Origin of the sequence: Treponema sp. TIM-1, from assembly GCF_046533115.1 — a bacterium.
Classification (GTDB): Bacteria; Spirochaetota; Spirochaetia; order Treponematales; family Breznakiellaceae; genus JAIRMO01.
On record NZ_JAJQRC010000008.1, the window covers coordinates 80427 to 102836 of the forward strand.

The following is a 22410-nucleotide window of genomic DNA, read 5'->3' on the forward strand; positions in this document are numbered from 1 at the left end:
GGGTTTAAAAAAGACCCAATACTATATATAGTAATCGGTAGACCTGTATGAATACCTTATCTTTTCCTTTAATCCTCAACAAGATAGCCGCTTCCCCGGAAATAAGGACCTTTCTGGATGCCTATGGGAAGGGAAAATTCCCCCTGGAAATAGACGGTTCCGAAGGGGCCCTGACGGCGCTGATGCTCAGTGCTCTGTTTCAGGCCCAGCCCGGTGTTTTTTTGGCGGTGGTCCCTACGGAACGGGAAGCCGCGGATCTGATCCTGGACCTGGAGAGCCTGGGGGCGCCGGTCCTCTCCCTCCCCTGGTGGGGAACCATGCCTTACCGGGACATGGCCCCCCTTTCGGCGGTTTTTGGGGAACGGGCCAAGGTTTTGGGGGCCCTGGCCGGGGGGGGGCCGGTTATGGTGGTGGTCCCGGAACGGGCCTTTTTAACCCCCCTGCCGCCGCCGGAATACTTCAAAAAACTCCTTATTTCCCTTAAGCCCGGCGGGACCATAGATACCATTGGCCTGGCGAAAACCCTGGCGGGTTACGGTTATACCCGGGTTTCCCGGGTACAGATCCACGGGGAATTCGCCCTTCGGGGGGAGGTTCTGGATATTCTCATGGGGGGGGACGAGGAAGCCTACCGGATTCTCTTTGATTTTGATGTGGTGGAATCGATAAAACGGTTTTCCCCCCTGGATCAAACCGGCTTAGATAAGGTTGATGAACTGATAATCCGGCCCCTGAAAGAGGTGATATGGTCCGACGAGCGGATCGACGGCCTCGCGGCCCGATTGGAAGCTTGTGAGGAATTCACCCGGTCCGGCCGGTCCCTGGTGGAGGATCTCATCGCCCGGCGGGAGACCCCCGGGGAGGAACTGCTTTTTCCCCTGGCCTTTGAGCAGCCCGCGGTTTTAACCGATTACCTGGGCCCTCGGGGGACGGTGTTTTATGTTGACCGGGAACGGCTTGAAAACGCCCAGGGGGCCCTGAACAAGGAGTACGGGAGCCTTTACGCCAAGGCCCGCCGGGATCGGGAGGTTCCGGCCCCGGAACGGATCCTCCTTGATTTTAAGGATCTCCTTGCCCGGAACCCCCGGCGGGTCTCCTTTATGACCATCAAAGGCGGCGGGGAAGCGGACGCAACCCGGCTGCAAATTTCCTGCGATCCCCCCCGGAGTTTTTTCGGCAATATCAATTATTTAAAAGAGGAATTAACGATCCTTGCCAAACAGGGGTGGACCTTTTTGGTGGCTGCCGAGTCGGAAGGTCAGGCGGGACGGATCGGGGAACTGCTTAAAAATACCGAGGAGTTGGCGGGGAGTGGGGGCCCCAAAAATGTTCCCGGCCCCCTGGTTATTTCTAACGTATCCCTTTCGGCGGGCTTCGCCCTTCCGGACATCAAATTTATGGTGATCCAGGAAAATGAGATCTTCGGCCGGAGAAAGCGGCCCCTCCGGTCTCTCAAACAGGTACGGAGCGCCGTCATCGACACCTTTGTGGAACTCAACCCCGGGGATTATGTGGTCCATGTGAATTACGGTATCGGCCTTTTTAAGGGAATCGAACGGATCAAAACCCTGGGACATGAACGGGATTATATTAAGCTGGAATACCTGGGGGATGAGGTGGTTTTTGTCCCCATTGAACAGGTTAACCTGGTCCAGCGGTATATCGGGAGTGAGGGAGCCCCCCCCCGGTTGGACAAACTGGGGTCAAAGAGCTGGGAAAACCGTAAGGGCCGGGTTAAAAAATCCGTGGAGGATATCGCGGAGCATCTTATTGCCCTCTATTCCAAACGTAAGGCCGCCCCGGGTTATGCCTTTCCGCAGGATACCGAATGGCAGACCGTTTTTGAGGCGGCCTTTCCCTTTGAGGAAACCGAGGATCAACTCCGGTGCGTGGAGGAGATCAAGACGGATATGGAAAGCCCCCACCCCATGGACCGCCTGATCTGCGGGGATGTGGGCTACGGTAAGACCGAAGTCGCGGTACGGGCCTGTTTTAAGGCCATCATGGGGGGAAAGCAGGTGGCCTTCCTAGCCCCCACCACGATCCTCGTGGAACAGCATTTTGAGAATTTCCAGGAACGGTTTTCCCAGTTTCCGGTACGGATCGCCATGTTATCCCGTTTTGTGGAACGGAGCAGGGTAAAAAAGATCCTGGAAGAGATAAAAAAGGGGGAGATCGATTTACTGGTGGGGACCCACCGGATCATCCAGAATGACGTGGGTTTTAAGGACCTAGGGCTTCTGGTGATCGATGAGGAACAGCGGTTTGGGGTCAAGGACAAGGACCGGCTTAAGGAGCTGAAAACCAACGTGGACTGCCTTACCCTCAGCGCCACCCCCATACCCCGGACCCTCCACATGAGCCTCACGAAAATTCGGGACATGAGCCTCCTCGCGACTCCGCCCCAAAACCGGCATCCCATAGAAACGGTGATTGAGGAGTACAACGAGGATCGGCTGGCGGCGGCTATCCGTCGGGAGGTTGAGCGGGGGGGGCAGATCTTCTTCCTCCATAACCGGGTGGACACCTTGGATGACACCCGGATCAGGATCGAACGCCTGGTCCCGGAGATGCTGGTGGAGACTGCCCACGGACGGATGGATCCCCAGGAACTGGAGGATGTGATGCACCGGTTTATCCACGGGGGATTTCAGGTCCTGGTTTCTACCACCATCATCGAAAACGGCATAGATATTCCCAATGTCAATACCATCATCATTGACCGGGCGGATATCTATGGGGTGTCCCAGCTCTACCAGCTCCGGGGCAGGGTGGGGCGATCCGACCGGGTAGCCTACGCCTACCTTTTTTATCCCCAGGACCGGGCCCTTTCGGAGGTGGCCATGAAACGGCTCCAGGTTATCTCGGACTTTACCGAACTGGGATCGGGGTTTAAGATCGCCATGAAGGATATGGAGATCCGGGGGGCGGGGAACCTGCTGGGCAGGGAACAATCCGGGGATATCTACTCCGTGGGCTTCGATCTCTACCTGCACCTGCTGGATGAGGCGGTACGGCGGCTTCAAGATTCCCAGTACGAGGCGGAGACCGAGACCTTTATGGAACTGGAATATTCCGCCTTTATTCCCGACGGGTATATTGATTCGGCCCAGGAAAAAATGGAGGTATACAAAAAGATCGCCTCCATCAGAAGCAAGGACGAATTGGAAAGCATCCACGGAGAACTGCTGGACCGCTTCGGTCCCCTCCCCGACGAAGCCGCCTCCCTGCTTTCCCTGGCGGAAATCCGTATTATTTGCCGGGAAATTTCGGTTTCTTCCTTGAAAGAACGGGGCGGAATTGTTAGGGTTGAATTTGGAAAGGTTTCCAAAATAAAGGTGGAGCGTTTGGTCCGGCTCATAAAGGAGTCCAGTGGAAAGGCAAAGCTCGATCCCAAGGCGCCCAATATTCTGATCTTAACCGTGGGCAGTATCGGCCTCCGGGAAAAGAGTGAATTTATCCGGGAAAAGCTGGCGGCCCTGGTTTAAAGGCATATATCGGAAAACATAAGGAGGCGTAGGGCATGGTTAAGGCGGTGGCTTTTGATTATGGGAAGGTGATATCCTTTCCGCCGGAAAATGCGGTGCTGGATGAATTAGCCTCGGTCGCGGGGATAGATCCCCCGGCCCTGGACGCCCTGTTGTGGCCCCACCGGGACGAGTATGACCGGGGAACCCTTACGGGAAAGGAATACTACCGGATACTGTTGGCCCACGGGGGAATTTACCTGGAGGAAGGGGCCCTGGAAAAAATGGTGGATATTGATTTAAAGAGTTGGACCCGTATAAACCCCGGTACGGTAGCGTTAATGGAAGCCGTCAAGGCGGCCCCCACCCTCAAGCTGGGGATCCTCTCCAATATGCCCCACGAATTTTTGGCCCTGGCCCGGGGGACTATCCCGGTATTCGACCTTCCCGATGTGGGGATCTTTTCCTGCGAGGTGGGCGCTATTAAGCCCGAGGAGGTAATCTACCGGCGCCTCCTCTCCGCCCTGGACTGTGAGCCGGCGGAGCTTGTTTTTTTTGATGATATGCAGATCAATATTGATAAGGCCCGTTCCCTGGGGATCCGGGCGTTTTTATGGAAGGACCCGGAGACCGCCCGGGTGGAGCTGAACCGTTTACAGGTGTTGGTATAAACAGGGCGGTTTCCCCAAACAGAACAAGGAGCTATTCCTATGGTGATGATAAAAACGATCCTCCTCTTTGCCCTGGTGGGGCTTTCCACCATCGTGTTGATCCCCTTTGGAATCCTCGCCCTTATCCTGAACCTGGCGGGTTTTCGGCAATTCACCTCCTGGGGGATATACCAAATCGCCCATGGATGGGGGTGGCTGCTCATTAAATTGGTGGGGTGTAAACTCACCGTGACGGGCCGGGAACATATCATAAAAAAAGGGGGGGTCTGTTTTGTCAGTAACCACGGAAGTATCTTCGATATCGTTCTGGTCCTGGCGCTGACAGGCCGACCTGTCGGCTTTATCGCCAAAAAAGAATTGGCGTGGATTCCCCTTTTAAATGTCTGGATTTTGCTTATCGGGGGGTTCTTTATTGACCGGAAGACCGACCGGAAAAGCATCAAACGGGCCATCAGCACCATTAACGCGGGGATCCGGCGGATCCAGTCCGGGGGAGCCATGATCATCTTTCCCGAAGGAACCAGAAGCAGGGGGCAGGGACTGCTTCCCTTTCGACCGGGATCGCTTAAATTGGCCACCCAGGCAAAGGCGCCGATCATACCCATGACCATTACCGGCAGTTACGATGTTTTTGAAAGAGACGGCGTGGTCCGGAAGGCTCCGGTCCGGGTGGCCTTTGAAAAGCCCATCATCACCGCGGATCTTCCCCCGGAGGATCTCCGGAAAAACCTTGCCGATCAGATCCGGGAGATTATGGAGGCTGCCCTTGCGCAAGAAAACTAAGTATGGGAATTTCCGAAACCCCCGGACGGGTTTCCTGAAATTCATGGGGGAAAATGGTAACGTTTCCGGTGTGTTGAAATTACGGCCGCAATTAACGCGTTTTTTGGTAATAGGGGTACTTTCCTTGTTCCTGGTTATCTCCTGTGCCATCAATTTTGCCGCAATCCAGGCGGAAATGCCCGACTTGCGCAGCAAGGCCGACGGAACCTACCGGGGTGAATACGATCTGCCCAAAGCGCCGGTAAAGGTTACCCTGGAGGTGCGTCTGGAAAACGCCCAAATTACCGGTATAGAAATTGTCAGACACTTTTGTTCGCCCATAGGGAAAAAAGCGGAAAAGATAACGGATCGGATCATTGAAAAACAGAGTCTGCAAGTCGACGCGATTTCCGGGGCAACCGGAAGCAGTAAGGCGATATTAAAGGCGGTGGAGGCCGCACTGAAGTAGGAGGGATGGCTTCCCCCCTGTTTCGGGCCGGTAGGTTTCGCGGTCATCCTCCCCGCAGTAAGCGGGGAAAGGCCGGGGTAATGGGCGCACCCGGATTCGAACCAGGGACATCCTGCGTGTAAAGCAGGCACTCTAACCAACTGAGTTATGCACCCTTTCCCCTAAACTACCAGAAATCGGCGATCCCTGTCAACGGGGCGCATTCCGGGGCTTATTGCAGACCCTTAAGATAATCGATACTGTCCTTGGCGCACTCCAACGGGGTCTTACCCGGGGTGGGGAGGTCCTGTTCAACCACCACCCAGGAAGCGCCCGCTTCCTCGGCAGCCTTGAGGATGGCGGGAATATCCTGTCTGCCGTACCCAACGGCACGGAATTCAAAGCCCCCTTTGGCGTTGGGTCCCGCCTGTTTGGCCTGGCCGATAAGTTCGTACATGTTTTCCGGGGAGAGCCCCTCGGGCAGATAAAAGTCCTTGAGGTGAACCACCGGGGAACGGCCCCGGTACTTGAGGATATATTCGCCGGGGTCTACCCCCCCGATATTGGCCCAGCAGGTGTCGATTTCGGTCTGTAAAAGATCGGCGGGGATGGAATCGTAAAGATCGTCCAGGGCGTATTTTCCATGGTAGGACTGAAATTCAAATTCGTGGTTGTGGTACAACAAAATCGCCCCCTGTTTTTTTGCAAGCTCCCCGAGTTTGGCTATTTCCTTTTTAACCCCTTCGTAATTTGGGCTGGTACAACGATCCGCTTCGATCAGATAAGGGATGACTATATACTTGCAGCCGATTTCGATATAGCGGTCCATTACATTTTCCGGGTCCGCCAGCATATCCCGGTAGGGCACATGGGCGGATACGGCGGTTAAACCGGCCGTAAGAAGCCCGGCCTTGAACTCCTTGGGGGATTTACCGTACAAACCGGCCAATTCCACATACCGATACCCCAGAGCGGCTATTTTCTGCAGGGTTCCCTCAAAGTCAACGGCCAACTCATCCCGCAGGTTATACAACTGTAACATAATCGGCAACATTTTTTCCTCCTCGAACTTATCCGGAAACGATGGTCCCGCCGGATAACAGGATTTTGAAACAGTCTCTATTATAACCGATTTTTTATTTGTGTTCATAGGGGTGTCTATTACGAATCCCAGACCGCCCCGGTAAGCATCCTGCCGGGCTGCGAGATAGACCTCAAAGCGGTTTTTGCCGAATAAGCCGCGGCGGGGCCGTAACTTGCTGCGGTTATTTAAGACGTGCTTGCCTATCACCCGCCCTCCGGGTTACACTTAACCCCTATGGATAAGTTAATCATCAAGGGTGCTCGGGAGCATAATTTAAAAAATATCGATCTGGAACTTCCCCGGGATAAATTAATCGTCATATCCGGCATTTCAGGGTCGGGAAAAAGTTCCCTGGCCTTTGACACGATTTTTGCCGAGGGACAGCGGCGCTATGTGGAGAGTCTTTCCGCCTATGCCCGGCAGTTTCTGGGAAGGATGGATAAGCCGGATCTGGATTATATTGAAGGACTTTCCCCGGCTATATCCATAGAACAAAAAACCACCCACCGGAACCCCCGGTCCATCGTGGGGACGGTCACGGAAATTTACGATTATTACCGCCTCCTCTACGCCCGGATCGGCATCCCCCACTGTCCGGTTTGCGGCAGGGAGATCCGGGAACAGCCGGTGGATTCGATTATCGATACCATATTGGAAAAGGGAACCGGGGACCGGGTACAACTCCTCGCCCCGGTGATCCGGGGAAAGAAGGGGGAACATCAAAAGATCCTGGAGGATGCCCGAAAAGCGGGGTTTGTCCGGGCCCGGATAGACGGAGTTCCGGTGAGCCTGGACGAAGATATAAAACTGGACAAGCAAAAAAAACATACCATAGAGATCATCGTGGACCGGCTGGTGATTGGGCCGGATATCCGTTCCCGTCTTGCCGAATCGGTAGAAACCTGCCTTCAAACCGCCGATGGGATCATGCTGGCGGTGGTTCAGAAAGGCGGCGGCTCGACTGAGGGGGGGGATTCCGCCAAGGGCGGGACCACCGAATACTTTTTCTCCCAGAAAAACGCCTGCCCCGACTGCGGAATCTCGATCCCCGAATTACAGCCCCGGCTTTTTTCGTTTAACAATCCCTTTGGGGCCTGTCCCAGCTGTTCCGGCCTGGGGGCAAAACTTGAGTTTGATCCCAATCTGGTGATCCCCAATCCGTCCCTCTCTTTTAACGAAGGGGGCTGCGTCCCCTATAACCCGGACAGCGCCTGGCACCGGAGCCGGTTTGAAAGCCTCGCTCGGCACTTCAAATTCAGCTTAGATACCCCCTTTAAGGACCTTCCCAAGCGGGCCATGAACGCGATCCTCTACGGCAGCGGGGAGAGCATCGATGTACATTATGAAAGCAAGGATAAAACCGGTTATTTCGATTACAACACCCGTTTCCCCGGGGTACTGGAGGACCTCAAGCGGCGTTACCTGGAAACCCAGTCTTCGGGGATCAAGGAATGGCTGGAAAAGTTTATGAGCCAGAAGCCCTGCGAGGACTGCGGAGGCAAGCGGCTTAAACCGGAAGTCCTGGGGGTCACCGTGGGGGGGAAAAATATCTGGGAACTCACCAGCCTTTCGGTAACGGACTCCCTTAAATTTTTTGAACATATCAAATTGACTAAAAGTGAAAAAAAAATAGCCCATCAGATATTAAAGGAGATCAATGCCCGGCTGGGGTTTATGAAAAACGTGGGCTTGGATTACCTTACCCTGGAACGGAAGGCCGCGACCCTTTCCGGCGGGGAGGCCCAGCGGATACGCCTGGCCACCCAGATAGGTTCAAGTCTGGTGGGGGTACTCTATATCCTGGACGAGCCCTCCATCGGTCTCCACCAGCGGGATAACCAGCGGCTCATTGATACCCTGCTCTACCTCCGCAACCTGGGAAACACCCTGATCGTGGTGGAACACGACGAACAAACCCTCCGTACCGCGGATCATATCGTAGACTTAGGCCCCGGCGCGGGGGTCCACGGGGGGAAAGTGGTGGCCCAGGGCGATCCTCAGGAGGTGATGGGGATTTCCGAAAGCCTTACCGGCCGGTATTTGGCGGGAACCCTTTTTATGGAGATTCCCCGGGAACGGCGGAAGGGTAACGGCCAGGTGATTCGCCTTCGGGGAGTGTCGGAACACAACCTCAAGGGTATTGATGTGGATATCCCCCTCGGGGTTTTCACCTGCATTACCGGGGTCTCCGGGTCCGGTAAATCAACCCTGCTCTCGGATGTCCTCTATCCGGCCTTACTCAACCGGATATACCGGACCAGCCACAGCGAGGGGGCCTATAAGTCCATAGAAGGGGTGGAGTTTATCGACAAGGTGATCGATATCGACCAAAGCCCTATAGGCAGGACCCCCCGATCCAATCCCGCCACCTATGTGGGGGTTTTTTCCGGTATCCGGGATCTTTTTGCCAGCCTTCCCGATGCTAAGATGCGGGGATACAAGCCGGGACGGTTCTCCTTTAATGTCCGGGGGGGGCGTTGTGAAAATTGCCAGGGGGACGGGACCATCAAGATCGAGATGAATTTTCTCCCCGATGTGTATATCACCTGTGATGTGTGCCATGGTCAGCGGTTCAACAGGGAAACCCTGGAGATCCGCTATAAGGGGAAAAATATCGCCGATGTGTTGGATATGACCATTGAGGAAGCGGCGGAATTTTTTTCCTATATTCCCCACATTGCCCGGAAAATGGATACCCTCCTCTCGGTGGGGCTGGGTTATGTTAAGCTCGGCCAGTCCGCCCTGACCCTTTCCGGCGGGGAGGCCCAGCGGGTCAAACTTGCCCTGGAACTGTCCAAACGTTCCACCGGTAAGACCCTCTACATCCTGGACGAGCCTACCACCGGGCTCCATTTTGCCGATGTAAAGCAGCTCATGGAGGTGATCCAGCGCTTGGTGGAACAGGGGAATACGGTGGTTATGATAGAACATAACCTGGACGTACTCCTCCAGGCGGATTATCTCGTCGATTTGGGTCCCGAGGGGGGGGATCGGGGCGGGGAGGTCGTGGTGACCGGAACCCCGGAAGCGGTGGCCGCCTGTCCCCATTCCTATACGGGGATCTATCTTAAAGAATTACTGAAGCGGAAAGAAACCGGTACTGCCCCAAGGGCAGGCGGTAAATCCGGTCATAAAGGGTTGGAACGGCGGATATGAAAAAAAACTTCCCTTGGTTTTTGAAGTTATTTTTCCTTATCATCGGCTTAGGTCTATGGATGCCGGCCGAGGCCCAGGATCAGCCCACTGATGACCCTGAAACCGGCCTTACGGAAGCGGAAGCGGCCGGGGGGGAAGAAGCGGCTGAAGCTGAAGTTGAAGAAGTGCCCCAGGAAGAAAAGATCCTGGAGTTGGATATAAAAACCTCTTCCCTTACGGAACTGGCGGCTTGGTGCCGGAGCCTTGGATTAAGCGATGGGGGAAGCCGGGAGGAACTGGCCAACCGGCTGCGGGATTATTACCAGCTGTCTCCGCCGGTTTCCGATCCGGAAGAGGCCGGTAAACGGACCATTATTGTTGAATCCGCCCGAAGTAGTGAATATTTTACCCTGGAAAGTGTGGATGAAGATTATGCCCGCCTCCGGGGGGATGTGGTCCTGCGGCTCCACGAGGGGGACGCGGTCCACCGGATCAAAGCCTGGGAGATCCTCTTTAACCGCACCCGGAATATCATCACCGCCACCGGGGGGGTGGAGTATGTAAAAGAAGAGGGGGATACCCGGGAGACCTTCCGGGGCGAATCCATCACCGTCAATCTTGATGATTGGGACAGTGTTTTTTTAAACGGTATGACGGAACGCTCCATGGCGGAGGATGATACGGTCTTTCGTTTTGCCGGGGAAGTTATTTCCCGCAATGATCAGGAAGTGACCATTCTAACCAACGCCGATATATCCAACGCCTCCAATGCCGAAGCTTTTTGGTCGCTCCATGCTTCCCGGTTGTGGCTCCTACCCGGCTCCGATTGGGCGGTTCTTAATGCCGTCCTCAAGGTAGGGGAAATCCCTGTTTTTTATTTTCCTTTTTTTTTGTATCCCTCGGATGAGTTGGTTTTCCACCCCGTTGTAGGGTACCGTACCCGGGAAGGAACTTTTTTCCAGACTACCACCTATATTTTAGGCCGTCCCAAAGCGGCTTCCTCAGCGGAAAGTTCCCTGACCAGTATTATGGGAGGAGGGTCCGATATGGAGCGGATCCGGGAGGGGATTTTTCTGCGGAGTACGGGCCGCAAAGCAACGGATCCCAATGACACCAGGTTATCCCTTATCCTGGATGCTTACGCAAACCTGGGGTTTTATATTGGGACAGAACTGGAGTTACCCTCCAAGGGTATTTTGGGTCCGTCGGAACTTTCCTTTGGATTAGGGTTCACCCGGAATATATATCAACACAGTGGGGGCTATTCTCCTTTTCAAAATGCGGAAGGGAAAAGCGAGTGGAATTCCTCCCAGTTGTTTTCGTCTACCCTGCCGTATATGCGGTACCGGTTGAATACCAAGGGCGCTTTATCGGGAAAATTGGGAACCATGAATTGGACTTTTCCCTTTTATTCCGATCCCTTTGTGGATCTGGATTTTTTAAACCGTTCCGAAAAATTGGATTGGATGAAAATGATCCGGGGGGAGGATGATACCGATACTACCACTACTACCACTACTACGGAAAAAACCCCCCTCGGTTCCTATGAATGGAGGCTCTCCGGGTCCGCTACCCCCTCCTTACCCGGATTGGCCCCCTATCTTTCGAATCTGTCTATTTCCAGCCTGACCAGCGCCATTTCTTTTGAAACCAAGTCCTCCAATGTCTCTAACGACATTTCTCCGACCCGGACTTTTTTCTATCCGAATAAATTTACCATCTTTTCCATTAGTACTTCCATTTCAGGGACCCCCCTGACCCTGGGATATAACGCGCCTGCCACCGTAACCCCGCCCCCGGCTTCCGAGGAGGCGACTGTCCAGGATGATCCCCTGGCCACCCTCGGTACCCCCCGATCCCCCTGGGGAGAGGGCACCGATGAAATCGGCAGCGGGGATGCTTCGGATCCCCTACAGCCGCCGGTTTTGAGCCAGCAATTCGATCTGGTCACCACCAGCGGCGGGGGCCAATTTACCTTTGACTACTTTTTTAATCCCGCGGGTGTCACCGAGCTTCAATTTGATCATTCCCAGTGGCCTGCCGTGGATCAGGTTGACTGGAGCGATGTGTCTTCGATATTGAGCAGTTTCAGGACCGACGGAAGCTTCACCTTTACCTTCAAGGAACCGGTAAGCTCCTTATACACCACGTCCTTACGTTTTTTCGGTTCCGCTTCATGGCAGGATTATGTTTTTTTAAATGAAGATGCCAGGGAATTTTCTACGCCTAGCGCGGTGAACAGCGCCCGGGCACGGACGTATGGCGCTACGTCCTTTAGTACCTCTTCGGAATTTATTACCACGATAAAACCCTTGTACCAAAATGCCGTATGGGGGAATTCCAATATACAGTATACCCTAAGGGGGCTTATCGCTAAATCTTCTTTTGTCGGAACCGGTCAGGACCCGGACTGGGACATATTATACGGTAAATGGGATAATACGAATATAGAGATCCACCGGTTCGCCGCCAATATTGCCGCGTCGGTACGGGAAAAAAACCAAACCCTCTCCCTTACCACGGACTTGCCCCCCAAGGATTCGGCCATATCCGAAGACGCCTACCTGAGGATTTGGTTGACCGAAACCAATATCCGCAACAAAATCAATGATCCCTTTGAGAGTGACCGGACCTGGGATCCCCTGTATGTTACCGAAACCCTGCGTTTCACTCCGAACACCTATTTGCAGCAGAGCATGGTGTACAGCCCCGAGGTGGAGGAATTTACCAATCTCACCACCTCCTTGGTGTGGAAGGGACTTTCGGCATCCTTTGTCGCCATCCGTTCCAAGACCTATGAATTAATAACCAAAAAAGGCGAAGAAGGCTGGCGGCTGACCAATGAGCCGGAAAAACTAAACATGAAGGAGTTTAAACTTGGGTTTGTGGGAGAATTTAAACGGGCTTCCCTTTGGCAAGATCGGCTCTCCCTGGGCTTACGGATAAATTCCGCCCTTGCCTTTGATTTACAGCGGTATACCAATTCTAATTTTACCTTTTCCATGGGATTTACCCTGGGGGTCACCAATTTTCTTGATCTGGCCTTTGAGGCGACCTCGGAAAACGCCGTTATCTTCCGGTATTTTCAGGACCTTCCCTTTCTCAAATTTACCGCCGACCTGCCGGGAGAGAGAAATTTGTTTAAGGATCTGTTGAATTCCTTCAGGTTTGACCGGGAAGACCTCAGGAAATCTTCGGGATTTAAATTAAGATCGATAAAACTCACCGCCCTTCACCATTTGGGGGACTGGAACGCCAAACTGGGACTAACCATGACCCCCTATCTGGATAGTACCGACCCGAGCCGTCCAGTATACAAACTAAACCCGGAAATCTCTTTCCTGGTCCAGTGGGTGCCGGTAACGGAAATAAAAACCGAAATTTTTCGTGACAAGGATAAATTTGTCTTCCGGTAAGACCTCCTTGACAATGGTCTCTCTTTTTCTCATTATCAACAAAATATGGATGATTATCGGCTTACACGGTCTTATTTGGAAAGTTTGACTACCGCTGAGCTGGCAAAGCTGGCGGATAGTTACGGGGTGGATATTCCCCCGGGTACGGAACGGGTTTTTATAATAGAAGAATTATTGGATCCGGAGGGCGGGGAGCCGGATGGTTCCGGGCGGGAAAGCGAAATTCCCCTCCGGGAGATGGATCTGTTGGAGCCGGCGCCGGTCCCCAAACAGTACAATATTACCTATATTGACGTGCTGCTTCGGGATCCCCTGTGGGTTTATACTTTTTGGGAAATCAAAAAGTATGATAAGGACCTCCACGAACGGGCCGATGATTTTGAGGGGTATCATTTGAAAATAGTTTCCCAGGCCGATAAAAAACAAGCGGCCTTCAACCCGGATGATTCTTTTATTATCCCCGTGGGAATCGGGGATACCGCCTGGTATATTGGGTTTCCCCCTTCGGGGGGGCGGTTTCGGGTGGAGATTGATGCCGGCCGGGGGGGGGAGGAAATAGTTTTAGCCGTGTCCCGGCCCTTTAAGCTGCCGGGACTGCTCAATCTTCCGGAATGGCAAAGCGCTCCGGAACCGCTGACGCGGTTATCCGGAATTGATGAGCTTCGGATCCTCCGTAACACCGATCGTTTGCCCCGTATGCATCGCGGTGGTAATTTCTGAAGGTACGGATTATGAATAAACGCCATATTATTTCTATGGTATTGAATATGCATGTGCCCTTTGTCCACCCTGCCGACCCTCCCTGGTTAATAGAAGAACGCCTGTTTTTTGAAGCCCTCTCCGAAACCTATCTTCCCTTGCTGGAAACCCTGGATCGCCTGGACGCGGATCATGTTCCCTTCCGGCTGGCCCTTTCCCTCTCTCCTCCACTGTGCCACATGTTAAGCGATGAGTCGCTGATCCGAAGATATTTGGAATTTACCGACCGGCAAATAGAATTCGGCTTTCAGGAAATCAAGCGGACCGAGGGAGATCCGGCGATGCAGAGACTCTGCCGGTTTTTTTACGACCAGGCGGTGGATAGACGGATTCTTTTTACCGAGCGGTATGAGGGGAATATTCTTAAAATATTTGACTATTATCAAAAAAAAGGAAAGGTGGAGCTGTTAGCCACCGCCGCCACCTATGCGTTCCTGCCCTTTTATGCCAATTACACCGAAGCGGTTCAGGCCCAGTTTGAGGTGGCGATTGCCTCCCATCGCCGTTTTTTTGATATCAATCCCCAGGGGTTCTGGCTTCCGGAACTCGGCTGGAACGATGAACTGGATAAACAGATCCGATCCTATGGATTCAGCTATACCGTCGTTGATTCCCATGCGTTTTTTTTGGGGACCCCTCCGCCGGTCCGGGGAACTTTTTATCCGGCAAAAACCCCCGCGGGAATTTTGCTCTTGTCCCGGGATCATTACGCCGCCCGGGATCTGGCGGAACCGGAGACGGGTTTTTCCTTTGATCCACGGTATCAGGATTGCCGGGATGACGTGGGCTATGAGCTTCCCGCGGAGCTGATCAAGCCCTTTCTGGGTCCCGGCGGTGTTCGTGCCCGGACAGGGTTTAAGTACCGGAGTCAGGGGGACGGCCGCTCTCCGGCGGTGGCCCCCAAGCCCCTCTACGATCCCGAATCGGCCGTGGAAAAGGCCCGGGAGCATGCCCGGATATTCCTGGAAAACCGTATCGCCCGGTTTAAAAAGGCCGAGGAATATATGGATGAGACCGCCATAAGTCTTTGCGCCTATGACGCGGATACCTTTGGGCGCTGCTGGTATGAGGGGTCGCGGTTTATTGAGGCCCTGTTTCGGGAGGGGGCCCAAAGAGAGGAGATTCAATTTATGAATCCCGCGGAGTACCTGTATAAACAGCCCCCCGGTTCCTATGTCACGGTGGTTCCGGAATTTTCTTCCTGGGGGGTTAACGGATACGCCGAAATGTGGCTGGATGCCACCAACGATTGGATATACCGTCACGTGATCCGTTCCCTGGAACGGATGATAGAACTGGCCGAACGTTTTGTCGATGATACGGGGCTCAAGGAGCGGGCCCTGAATCAGGCCGCCCGGGAGATCCTCCTGGCCCAGGCTTCCGACTGGGCGAAGATGCTCTATAAGGGGGAGTCCCCCGAATATGCCCGGAGCCAAATTGAAGGGGCCCTGCGGAATTTTACCACCATCTATGAATCCCTGGGAAGCAACTATATCAGTACCGAATGGCTGACTAACCTGGAACGGCAGCATAATATTTTTCCCACCATTAATTACCGGGTTTTTCGGCGCAAACATTAGGGAAACCCCGGAACTCCCGGTTGGTTTTTGAACAAATCTTCCCATTCCCGCCCGCAAACCCGGGTTCGTAATTTAGATATTACCCCTTTGTGCCGATACTAAAAGGAGGCATTTTCAAATCCCACCGGGTTTTGGAAACGCCTCAAGGGTATACTAAAAAATGATCGGCCTCCATCGGCGGAAAAAGCCTTTTTTTTTGCTTTTAATGGTTGTTTTATCCCTAAAAGCGGCCATTCTTGATGTCCATGCCCAGGGACAGGGGGATACAGATCCGTCCCAAACCGAAGTTTGGGACCCAGGAAACCGATCCGGCCATTCGGCGGGTTTTACCGCCGGTGGCGATCCGGGGCCCGCCCTTCCCCGTATCGCTCAGTATGCCCCTTCGGAGCCTGATAAAGTAAAACCGCCCCCGGACCCTGCGTTTGAGCAGCCCCGTGCCGCCGAAACCCCGGTTCCTGATACCGGGGAATTGACGCCTGCCTTTACCCCGCATCAGGAAATCGCCCAAATCGGGCCGGAGGATGAAGACCTCCTCCGGGAAGTCCGGGACCTGATAAATAAAGTCCGGGAAATCTATTTTGCCGGTAATTTTGACGAGGCCGAAGAAATGCTGATCCGGTACCGGATCAGCGCCGGCGTGGAAAATTCCGAAATTACCTATTGGTTAACCCTGATCCGGGGAGCCCGTTCCCTCAGATCCGGCAGGGTTATTCCCGTCACGGCCCCCCTTTATGCGGAGATGAGCCAGCTTTTGAGCGACGCGAAAAAATCCTACGCCGAGGGGCTCCTCTTTATCAATACGGACCGGCGGAGCGCGGGGCTTACCAAATTAACCGAAGCCCGGCAAAAAACCCAGCAGATACGGCTGTTATTTCCGGTTAACGATGAAGCGGATTTTTTGGAACTACGGATCGATCAGATTACGAACCCTTCCGCCTTTAACCGTTCCTTCCGCCGCCGCCTGGACGAAGCGGTGGCCGGTATCAAGCGTCGATCCCGCGATGCCTTTGATGACCTCCAAACCCTGGCCCTGATCAACCCCCAGTATCCGGGCCTGGGGGATATCCTGGACCAGGCGGAACTGGATATGGGTTATCGTTTGCCTCCGCCGAATCCCCAGGACCTGGCCCAATCCAATGAGCTTACCGTTGCGGCGGAAAACATGATCGATCCCCAGGACCGCAGTCAGTACCCCTTTGCCCTGGAACTGTTGAACCAGGCCCTGCGCTTAAACCCCCATAACCGCCAGGCCCTGGCCCTCAGGGACTATGTTCAAACCGGCATGGGGGAAACGGAAGCCATTGTTCTGGACGATGATGCCGAAGCGGATTACCAACGGGCGGTCCAGGAATTACAGGAGGGTAATCCCATTACCGCCCTGTCCATCATCCGGCAGCTTTTACGAAACCCCCGATACCGTAATTCAACCAAGATCATCGCGTTACAGCGCCGGATCGAGTCGGTATTATGATGGAAAGGGCCGGTATAATGGATCTCCCCTCAAACGAAGATACCGGCAGGCATCGGAAGCATGGTTTGGGAAGGCGGCTTTTCTCCCTGGCGTTCCTCCTTTTTTTGTCCCGGACGCTCTATGCCCTCTCGGACTTTTATTGGGAGAATCCGGAGGTCTTTTCCCCCGGAGCGGGCAGCTTTCCCGTGGCGGCTTCCAACGGTGATATGTCCATGGTGGCCTGGCAGGAGAGCCGGGACATTCCCGCCGCCGGTTCCAATACAGCCGGGGACGGGCTTATCACCGTCTCCCTGGCGCTTAAGGCCGCCGACGGGACCTGGCGCTTTCACCCTGCCGTGGGGGGGCCCTATGTCTATGGGGGGGCCGAACCGGCTATTTTAAGCGCCGCCATGGACCCAGGCGGCCGGATCCTTATCGCGGCGGCGGTTTCTTCCACCGAAACGGAACTGCTTATTTCCGATGACCGGGGCGAAACCTTTCGTAAGGTCCGCCTTAACTTTGGCTCCGAAACTTCCCTAGCCCCCCGGATCTTTTCCCGCTCAGGGGGGGGGTACTACCTCTTTATCAGCCGCGGGGTAGGGCAGTCCCTGGACCTGTATTATGCCCGGTCCCTCGACGGATTTTCCTGGTCCTCCTTTACGCCCCTGGTCCGGGATGGTTCCCTAACCCTCAATTTTCTTCCCACCCTGAGTTCCGTAAACGGCACCGATTATGTGGTTTTTCAGTCCCTGGTGAAGGGGGAAGAGAACCCCGCCTTTCAGTTGTTTATCACCGCCAGCTCCAACGGCGGGCTAACCTGGACTCCTCCCCGGCGGATCACCCAATTCCAAACCCCTTCCCCCAATACCGCCGCCTCGGCGGATCGGTTTGACAACCAGCGGCCCTTTCTGCTGGCCCAGAACAACCGGCTCTACCTGGTCTGGGAACGCCGGTATGCCGCCGGCCCCCCCCAGATCTACGGCGCCTTTATCCGGGAAAACGGAAATGTCGAAGGAATAGTCGAGCGGATCAACACCGACGAAGGCTATGGGAATAATCCCATAGCCTTCTGGTACGAAGGGGAAATCACCCTCGTCTGGTTTGATAATCGTCGGGGGAACAATCAGGTGTTCCTGGCCCAAAAATCGGGAGCCGCCTGGCAAAATTACGAGCTTTCCGGTGCCGCCGGCCGGGCCGCGATTTTTGTCCGTCCGGTGGTGGATAGGGACGGTCTCTCCCTGTTTTGGCAGGGGACATCCCGGGGGATGGACCGGATATATGCCCGGTTTCCCGACCGGTCCGTTACCCCGCCCCGGCTTAGGGCTGAGAATTTTACCCCCGGCAGGCCCAGCCGGGGAAACCGGGTGCGGATCTCCTGGAATATTCCCTATGATCCTTCGGGGATTCGGGGTTTTTCCTATGTCTGGAGCCGCTCTCCCGAAGCCGAGCCCCCAAAACAGATCCGGGTCTCCGCCGATGCGGAGCGGTCGGTGGAGGAAAACGCCGATGGGGAGGGAGCCTGGTATTTTACCCTGATTGCCCAGGATTACGCGGGAAACTGGTCTCCCCCGGTCCGGCTGGAATACCTCCGGGATATTACCCCGCCCCCGGCGGTGAACCTTATCGACCCCCCCACGGATGACCAGGGGTACCTCCTCTCCAATACCTTTTCCCTGGGATGGTCCGCGGTACCGGATATCGCGGGGTATACCTGGAAACTGGAGTACCTCGGTCCGGTGGGCCCCTTGAGTGCCCTGGGACGGGAAGATTTTTTATCCGCCGCCGAAAAACAGTTTCCCCCGGTCTCCCGGCCCTCTCCGCGGATCATGGGAAGGGCCCTCTCGGTTTCCTATACCAATCAGGATAACGGGATATGGAGCTTTACCCTGGCCGCCGTGGACGCGGCGGGGAATATCGGCGAGCCCTCCCGGGTCTTCTTGAGAACCAATAAATACGTCCCCCATACGTATATCAGTTACGTGGATGCCCACCAGGATGATCAGGGGGTGCTTTCCCTCAGGATCCTCGGACGGGGATTTACCGAAAACGGCGCCGTAAGGCGGATATTTCTGGACCTGGACGGGTTTTCTCCCTATGACCGGGAATTCCAGTTGGCCCGGGGGGATTTTCAAATTCGGTCGGACCGGGAAATTACCCTGGAAGGGATTGATGATATTTTGGAAGGCCGTTATCGCATCGGCGTGGAACATCCCCTCCGGGGGCTTTATCTGACCGATCCCCTGGTCTCGGTGGATGAGATCGGGACCGTCAAATATGGGGATTATTCCCGGATTTGGCAGCCCTCCTGGAGGATTTCGAGGGAACGCCGGTGGGTGTTCAATATGATCCTGCCCCTCATCATGGTGATCACGGCATTCTGCGGTATAGGATCCGTCACTTCGGTCCGGGGTATTGGAACGGTTATGGCGGATAACGCCGCCATACAGGTGGAGGCGGCCGCCCTCATGACAGGAGATCTTATGCCTATGGAAAAGAAAAAACAGATAAAAATAATCAGACGCCGGGGGATGGGGCTGCGTTTAAAACTCGCTTCATATACCATAACCCTGGTACTCCTGGTGGTACTGATCGTTTCAGCCCCCCTTTACTATATGATGATCAGGATCCAGGAGACCACCCTACTCCAGGGACTTTGGAACCGATCGGTCGTACTTTTAGAGGGCCTTGCCTCCGGCGCCCGGCTCTTCCTCCCCGCGGAGGACCTGCTGGAACTGGGCTTCCTCCCGGACCAATCCTCGTCCATCCCGGAGGCGGGGTATGTAACCATCACCGGGTTTGGTGCTGACTCCACCATATTTGACGACTATGTCTGGGCCACCAATGATCCGGCTATCCTTTCCAAGATAGACACCCTGGAATTTAAACCCGGTATCTCCCGGCTCCAGGATACCCTTTCCCCCCGCTTGGAGGGGATCGTCCGGGAACTGGACCAGCGGGCCCGGGAGGAAGTGGGGGATCTTACCGCCAGTATCGCCGCCCTTACCCAGGAAGGGATCTCCCTAACCCTCAACACCGATACGGCCAGCCGGCAGCGGATGGAGGACATCCAGGTCACCACCCGTTCCCTGGACGACCGGTTAACCGAAAAGCTGGCCGAAATAAGCCGGGAGATCGGTTCTGAGCCGGAGTATCCCGCCGAATATTTTACGGAAGCGGGGAACCGTAGGTTTATCCTCTTTAAGCCCGTCATGTACCGCCAAGGCGTGGAGGATACCTATTTCCGGGGCCTCATACGATTGGAAATTTCCATTGATTCCATCATAGAACTGCTATCCCGGGAGCAGCGGACCCTGCTGGAGATCATCCTGGCGGTGGCGCTCACCGCCCTCCTCATAGGTATCCTGGGGGCGTCGATCCTCTCGGCCCTGCTTATCCGCCCCCTCAGGAAGCTGATGGATCACGTGGCCCTTATCCGGGATACGGAGGATAAGACCCGGCTCGCGGGGGTGGACATTCAGATTAGCTCCGGGGATGAGATCGCCCTTTTGGGAAAGACCATCAACGATATGACCCAGGGCCTGGTACAGGCCGCCCTGGCATCCCATGATCTTTCCATCGGTAAGGAGGTACAGAAAAAGTTCATCCCCCTGGAGACCAACCATGCAGGGGACAAGCTGACCTTTGGCCGCAAGGATACGAAGGACCTCAGTTTTTTTGGGTATTATGAGGGGGCCAAGGGGGTTTCGGGGGATTATTTTGATTATTTGGATCTGGACGGCCGGTACTTTGCCGTTATAATATGTGATGTGGCCGGCAAGGGGATCCCTGCGGCCCTGATCATGATCCAGGTGGCTACTATATTTCTCACCTATTTTAAAAACTGGGAGCCCACCGAAAAGGGGCTGCATATAGAGGAGCTGGCGTATCAGATCAACGACTTTATCGAAAGCCAAGCCTTTAGGGATCGGTTCGCCGCCTTTACCCTCTGCCTCTTTGATTCCCAAACCGGGCTGGCCCGGTTCTGTAATGCCGGGGACAATATCGTGCATTGGTATGACGCATCGAACCATAAAATGAACGCCACCACCCTGCGGGCGACCCCGGCTATCGGGGTATTGTCTAACGCCGAGGTGGAATCCATGGGAGGATATACGGTAGAAACCCTTACCTTTAACCAGGGGGATATTCTGTTCCTCTATACCGACGGCATTGAGGATTCCAAGCGAAAATTCCGGAACCAAAACTTTAAGGAGATCCTCTGTACCGATGGCCCCCCGGATACCCCCCACGGGAACCACCGGGCAGGCCAGGGGGATGAAACCCTGGGTTATGACCGGGTCACGGATATCATCAACGGGGTGATGAATAAAAAGATCTATTCCCTGTATAAATATCATGATCCCGAGGGGGAGAAGAAACTGCTTTTTGATTTTACCACCTGTAAAGGTACCGTGGAAGAAGCCATCCTGGCCCTGGTTTCGGTGGAAAAAATGTTCCGCTGTTACCGGGATCCCCAGGCCCGGGAGGATTCCCGGGTATTGGTAGACAAAACAGTAGACCGTTTTTTACAGGATCATTTCCTGCAATACCGGGAATATTGTTTTAATACCCGGGAGGGCCCTGGCAATGATACCTATATGTGCTATACTCATCTTAAGGAAGACGATCAGTTCGACGATCTAGCCATCCTTGGAATCATGCGTAAATAAAGCCGCCCTTACCTGGACTTTTAAGACGGCTTAAGGAGGAACTATGCCATTTAGTGACAGAATGAAGGAATTTTTCGAGACCGGCGCCCAGGTTTCAAAGGAATTTGTGGCCAAAGCAGGGGCTAAAGCCCAGGATTTGGGTGAAAAGGGATACAAGGCATCCAAGGATATCCTGCAAAAGGCCGGGACCAAGGCCCAAGATCTGGGGGAAACCACGATTTTAAAGCTGGAAATAAAACAGCTTGAGGGCCAGGCTCAAAAACTCATCGGCCGTTTGGGGACCGAGGTCTACAGCGCCCTGGTGGAACATGAAAGTCCCGGTATTACTCCCGATACTCCCGCCATAAAGGTGATCCTTGCCGAAATTGCCTCGGTAAAGGAGGGCATTGAAAAGCGGGAACAGGAACTGCAGGGCAGGAAAGGGTAAAAACCCTACTTTTTTGGCGGTTCCATACTCAAGAACCTACCTTCCGGCGGGAGGTCCATAAGCCGGTTTCGGGATCCGGTCGGAGATCGAAGCCGGGGAAAAAATAAAAAAAAAACCGAAAAAGGGCTTGTAATTATTTTTAAAGTGTAGTATGGTCTTTCTTACCGCCGAAAAAATCGCGGGTTTTTTGAATTGGGGCTTTTCCAAAATCCCCTGGTCCGGAAGGGCTATGATTTTGAACGGCAAAATTTGCCGGTCAAAGGGCCTTGGATGTAAAAGAAAGGCGGAGGGGCGTAATTTCAGACATAACCGCTTTTTCAAAATCAATTAAATTTTGAAAAAGGCTCAAAATAATGGTCAAAAAAGCAGTTCAGGTTCTTGACAATTTTGAGGAAGGTATAGTATACTCTGCAAACCCGTCAAAAACGGGGTAGGAAAGCGGCGTTCCGGAAGGGGGCTGCGGTGATATTTGGCAATATAGGGAAGGGGAGGGAAGAGCCCGGCCGGCGAGGAGCAGCGGACCTGAAAGGGGCGTTGTAAG

12 protein-coding genes and 1 tRNA gene are annotated in these 22410 nt (G+C 54.3%); 11 read left to right on the forward strand and 2 right to left on the reverse strand.

The genetic code is table 11. The annotated features are described in order from the left end of the window. Positions 1 to 47: 47 nt before the first annotated feature. The 4 genes from mfd to LQZ21_RS05550 all read left to right on the forward strand — a co-directional run bounded on the left by mfd (position 48) and on the right by LQZ21_RS05550 (position 5369). Positions 48 to 3488, forward strand: a complete 3441-nt coding sequence (gene mfd / locus LQZ21_RS05535) for a transcription-repair coupling factor (protein ID WP_411043242.1) — start codon at positions 48 to 50, stop codon at positions 3486 to 3488. A 35-nt stretch (positions 3489 to 3523) separates the two neighbouring features. Next, complete coding sequence (locus tag LQZ21_RS05540; protein ID WP_411043243.1) at positions 3524 to 4138, forward strand: HAD family hydrolase; 615 nt, start codon at positions 3524 to 3526, stop codon at positions 4136 to 4138. A 39-nt stretch (positions 4139 to 4177) separates the two neighbouring features. Continuing rightward, positions 4178 to 4921, forward strand: a complete 744-nt coding sequence (locus LQZ21_RS05545; RefSeq protein WP_411043244.1) for a lysophospholipid acyltransferase family protein — start codon at positions 4178 to 4180, stop codon at positions 4919 to 4921. A gap of 70 nt (positions 4922 to 4991) precedes the next feature. Further along, the gene (locus LQZ21_RS05550) at positions 4992 to 5369 is read left to right on the forward strand and encodes an FMN-binding protein (RefSeq protein WP_411043245.1); all 378 of its coding nucleotides are present in this window, start codon (positions 4992 to 4994) and stop codon (positions 5367 to 5369) included. 81 nt (positions 5370 to 5450) lie between these two features. Here LQZ21_RS05550 and LQZ21_RS05555 read toward each other — a convergent pair. Continuing rightward, positions 5451 to 5524 (reverse strand) — tRNA-Val (locus tag LQZ21_RS05555). A 56-nt stretch (positions 5525 to 5580) separates the two neighbouring features. Further along, complete coding sequence (locus LQZ21_RS05560; protein ID WP_411043246.1) at positions 5581 to 6402, reverse strand: sugar phosphate isomerase/epimerase family protein; 822 nt, start codon at positions 6400 to 6402, stop codon at positions 5581 to 5583. A 264-nt stretch (positions 6403 to 6666) separates the two neighbouring features. On the opposite strand from LQZ21_RS05560, the gene uvrA reads away from it, so the two are divergent. The 7 genes from uvrA to LQZ21_RS05595 all read left to right on the forward strand — a co-directional run bounded on the left by uvrA (position 6667) and on the right by LQZ21_RS05595 (position 21869). Continuing rightward, positions 6667 to 9588 (forward strand): excinuclease ABC subunit UvrA, encoded by a 2922-nt coding sequence (gene uvrA, locus LQZ21_RS05565; RefSeq protein ID WP_411043247.1) that lies wholly within the window; start codon positions 6667 to 6669, stop codon positions 9586 to 9588. 20 nt (positions 9589 to 9608) lie between these two features. Next, positions 9609 to 12983: an LPS-assembly protein LptD gene (locus tag LQZ21_RS05570; protein WP_411043248.1), complete on the forward strand. Its 3375-nt coding sequence runs from the start codon at positions 9609 to 9611 to the stop codon at positions 12981 to 12983. Between the two features lie 45 nt (positions 12984 to 13028). After that, positions 13029 to 13703 (forward strand): DUF4912 domain-containing protein, encoded by a 675-nt coding sequence (locus tag LQZ21_RS05575; RefSeq protein WP_411043249.1) that lies wholly within the window; start codon positions 13029 to 13031, stop codon positions 13701 to 13703. A gap of 35 nt (positions 13704 to 13738) precedes the next feature. Continuing rightward, the gene (locus tag LQZ21_RS05580) at positions 13739 to 15322 is read left to right on the forward strand and encodes a glycoside hydrolase family 57 protein (protein WP_411043250.1); all 1584 of its coding nucleotides are present in this window, start codon (positions 13739 to 13741) and stop codon (positions 15320 to 15322) included. A gap of 160 nt (positions 15323 to 15482) precedes the next feature. Beyond that, the gene (locus LQZ21_RS05585; protein WP_411043251.1) at positions 15483 to 16793 is read left to right on the forward strand and encodes a tetratricopeptide repeat protein; all 1311 of its coding nucleotides are present in this window, start codon (positions 15483 to 15485) and stop codon (positions 16791 to 16793) included. A 17-nt stretch (positions 16794 to 16810) separates the two neighbouring features. Next, a complete protein-coding gene (locus LQZ21_RS05590; RefSeq protein ID WP_411043252.1) occupies positions 16811 to 21442 on the forward strand; it encodes a SpoIIE family protein phosphatase in 4632 nt (1543 codons plus the stop codon). 43 nt (positions 21443 to 21485) lie between these two features. Then, positions 21486 to 21869, forward strand: a complete 384-nt coding sequence (locus LQZ21_RS05595; RefSeq protein WP_411043253.1) for a hypothetical protein — start codon at positions 21486 to 21488, stop codon at positions 21867 to 21869. Positions 21870 to 22410 lie beyond the last annotated feature (541 nt).

What these genes read in the sequence shown, in the direction of transcription:
- LQZ21_RS05545 (WP_411043244.1), top strand. Translation starts at nt 4,178, where the DNA reads ATGGTGATGATAAAAACGATCCTCCTCTTTGCCCTGGTGGGGCTTTCC.
- LQZ21_RS05580 (WP_411043250.1), top strand. Translation starts at nt 13,739, where the DNA reads ATGGTATTGAATATGCATGTGCCCTTTGTCCACCCTGCCGACCCTCCC.
- LQZ21_RS05595 (WP_411043253.1), top strand. Translation starts at nt 21,486, where the DNA reads ATGCCATTTAGTGACAGAATGAAGGAATTTTTCGAGACCGGCGCCCAG.
- LQZ21_RS05560 (WP_411043246.1), bottom strand. Translation starts at nt 6,402, where the DNA reads ATGTTGCCGATTATGTTACAGTTGTATAACCTGCGGGATGAGTTGGCC.
- LQZ21_RS05585 (WP_411043251.1), top strand. Translation starts at nt 15,483, where the DNA reads ATGATCGGCCTCCATCGGCGGAAAAAGCCTTTTTTTTTGCTTTTAATG.
- LQZ21_RS05590 (WP_411043252.1), top strand. Translation starts at nt 16,811, where the DNA reads ATGGATCTCCCCTCAAACGAAGATACCGGCAGGCATCGGAAGCATGGT.
- LQZ21_RS05540 (WP_411043243.1), top strand. Translation starts at nt 3,524, where the DNA reads ATGGTTAAGGCGGTGGCTTTTGATTATGGGAAGGTGATATCCTTTCCG.
- uvrA (WP_411043247.1), top strand. Translation starts at nt 6,667, where the DNA reads ATGGATAAGTTAATCATCAAGGGTGCTCGGGAGCATAATTTAAAAAAT.
- LQZ21_RS05575 (WP_411043249.1), top strand. Translation starts at nt 13,029, where the DNA reads ATGGATGATTATCGGCTTACACGGTCTTATTTGGAAAGTTTGACTACC.
- mfd (WP_411043242.1), top strand. Translation starts at nt 48, where the DNA reads ATGAATACCTTATCTTTTCCTTTAATCCTCAACAAGATAGCCGCTTCC.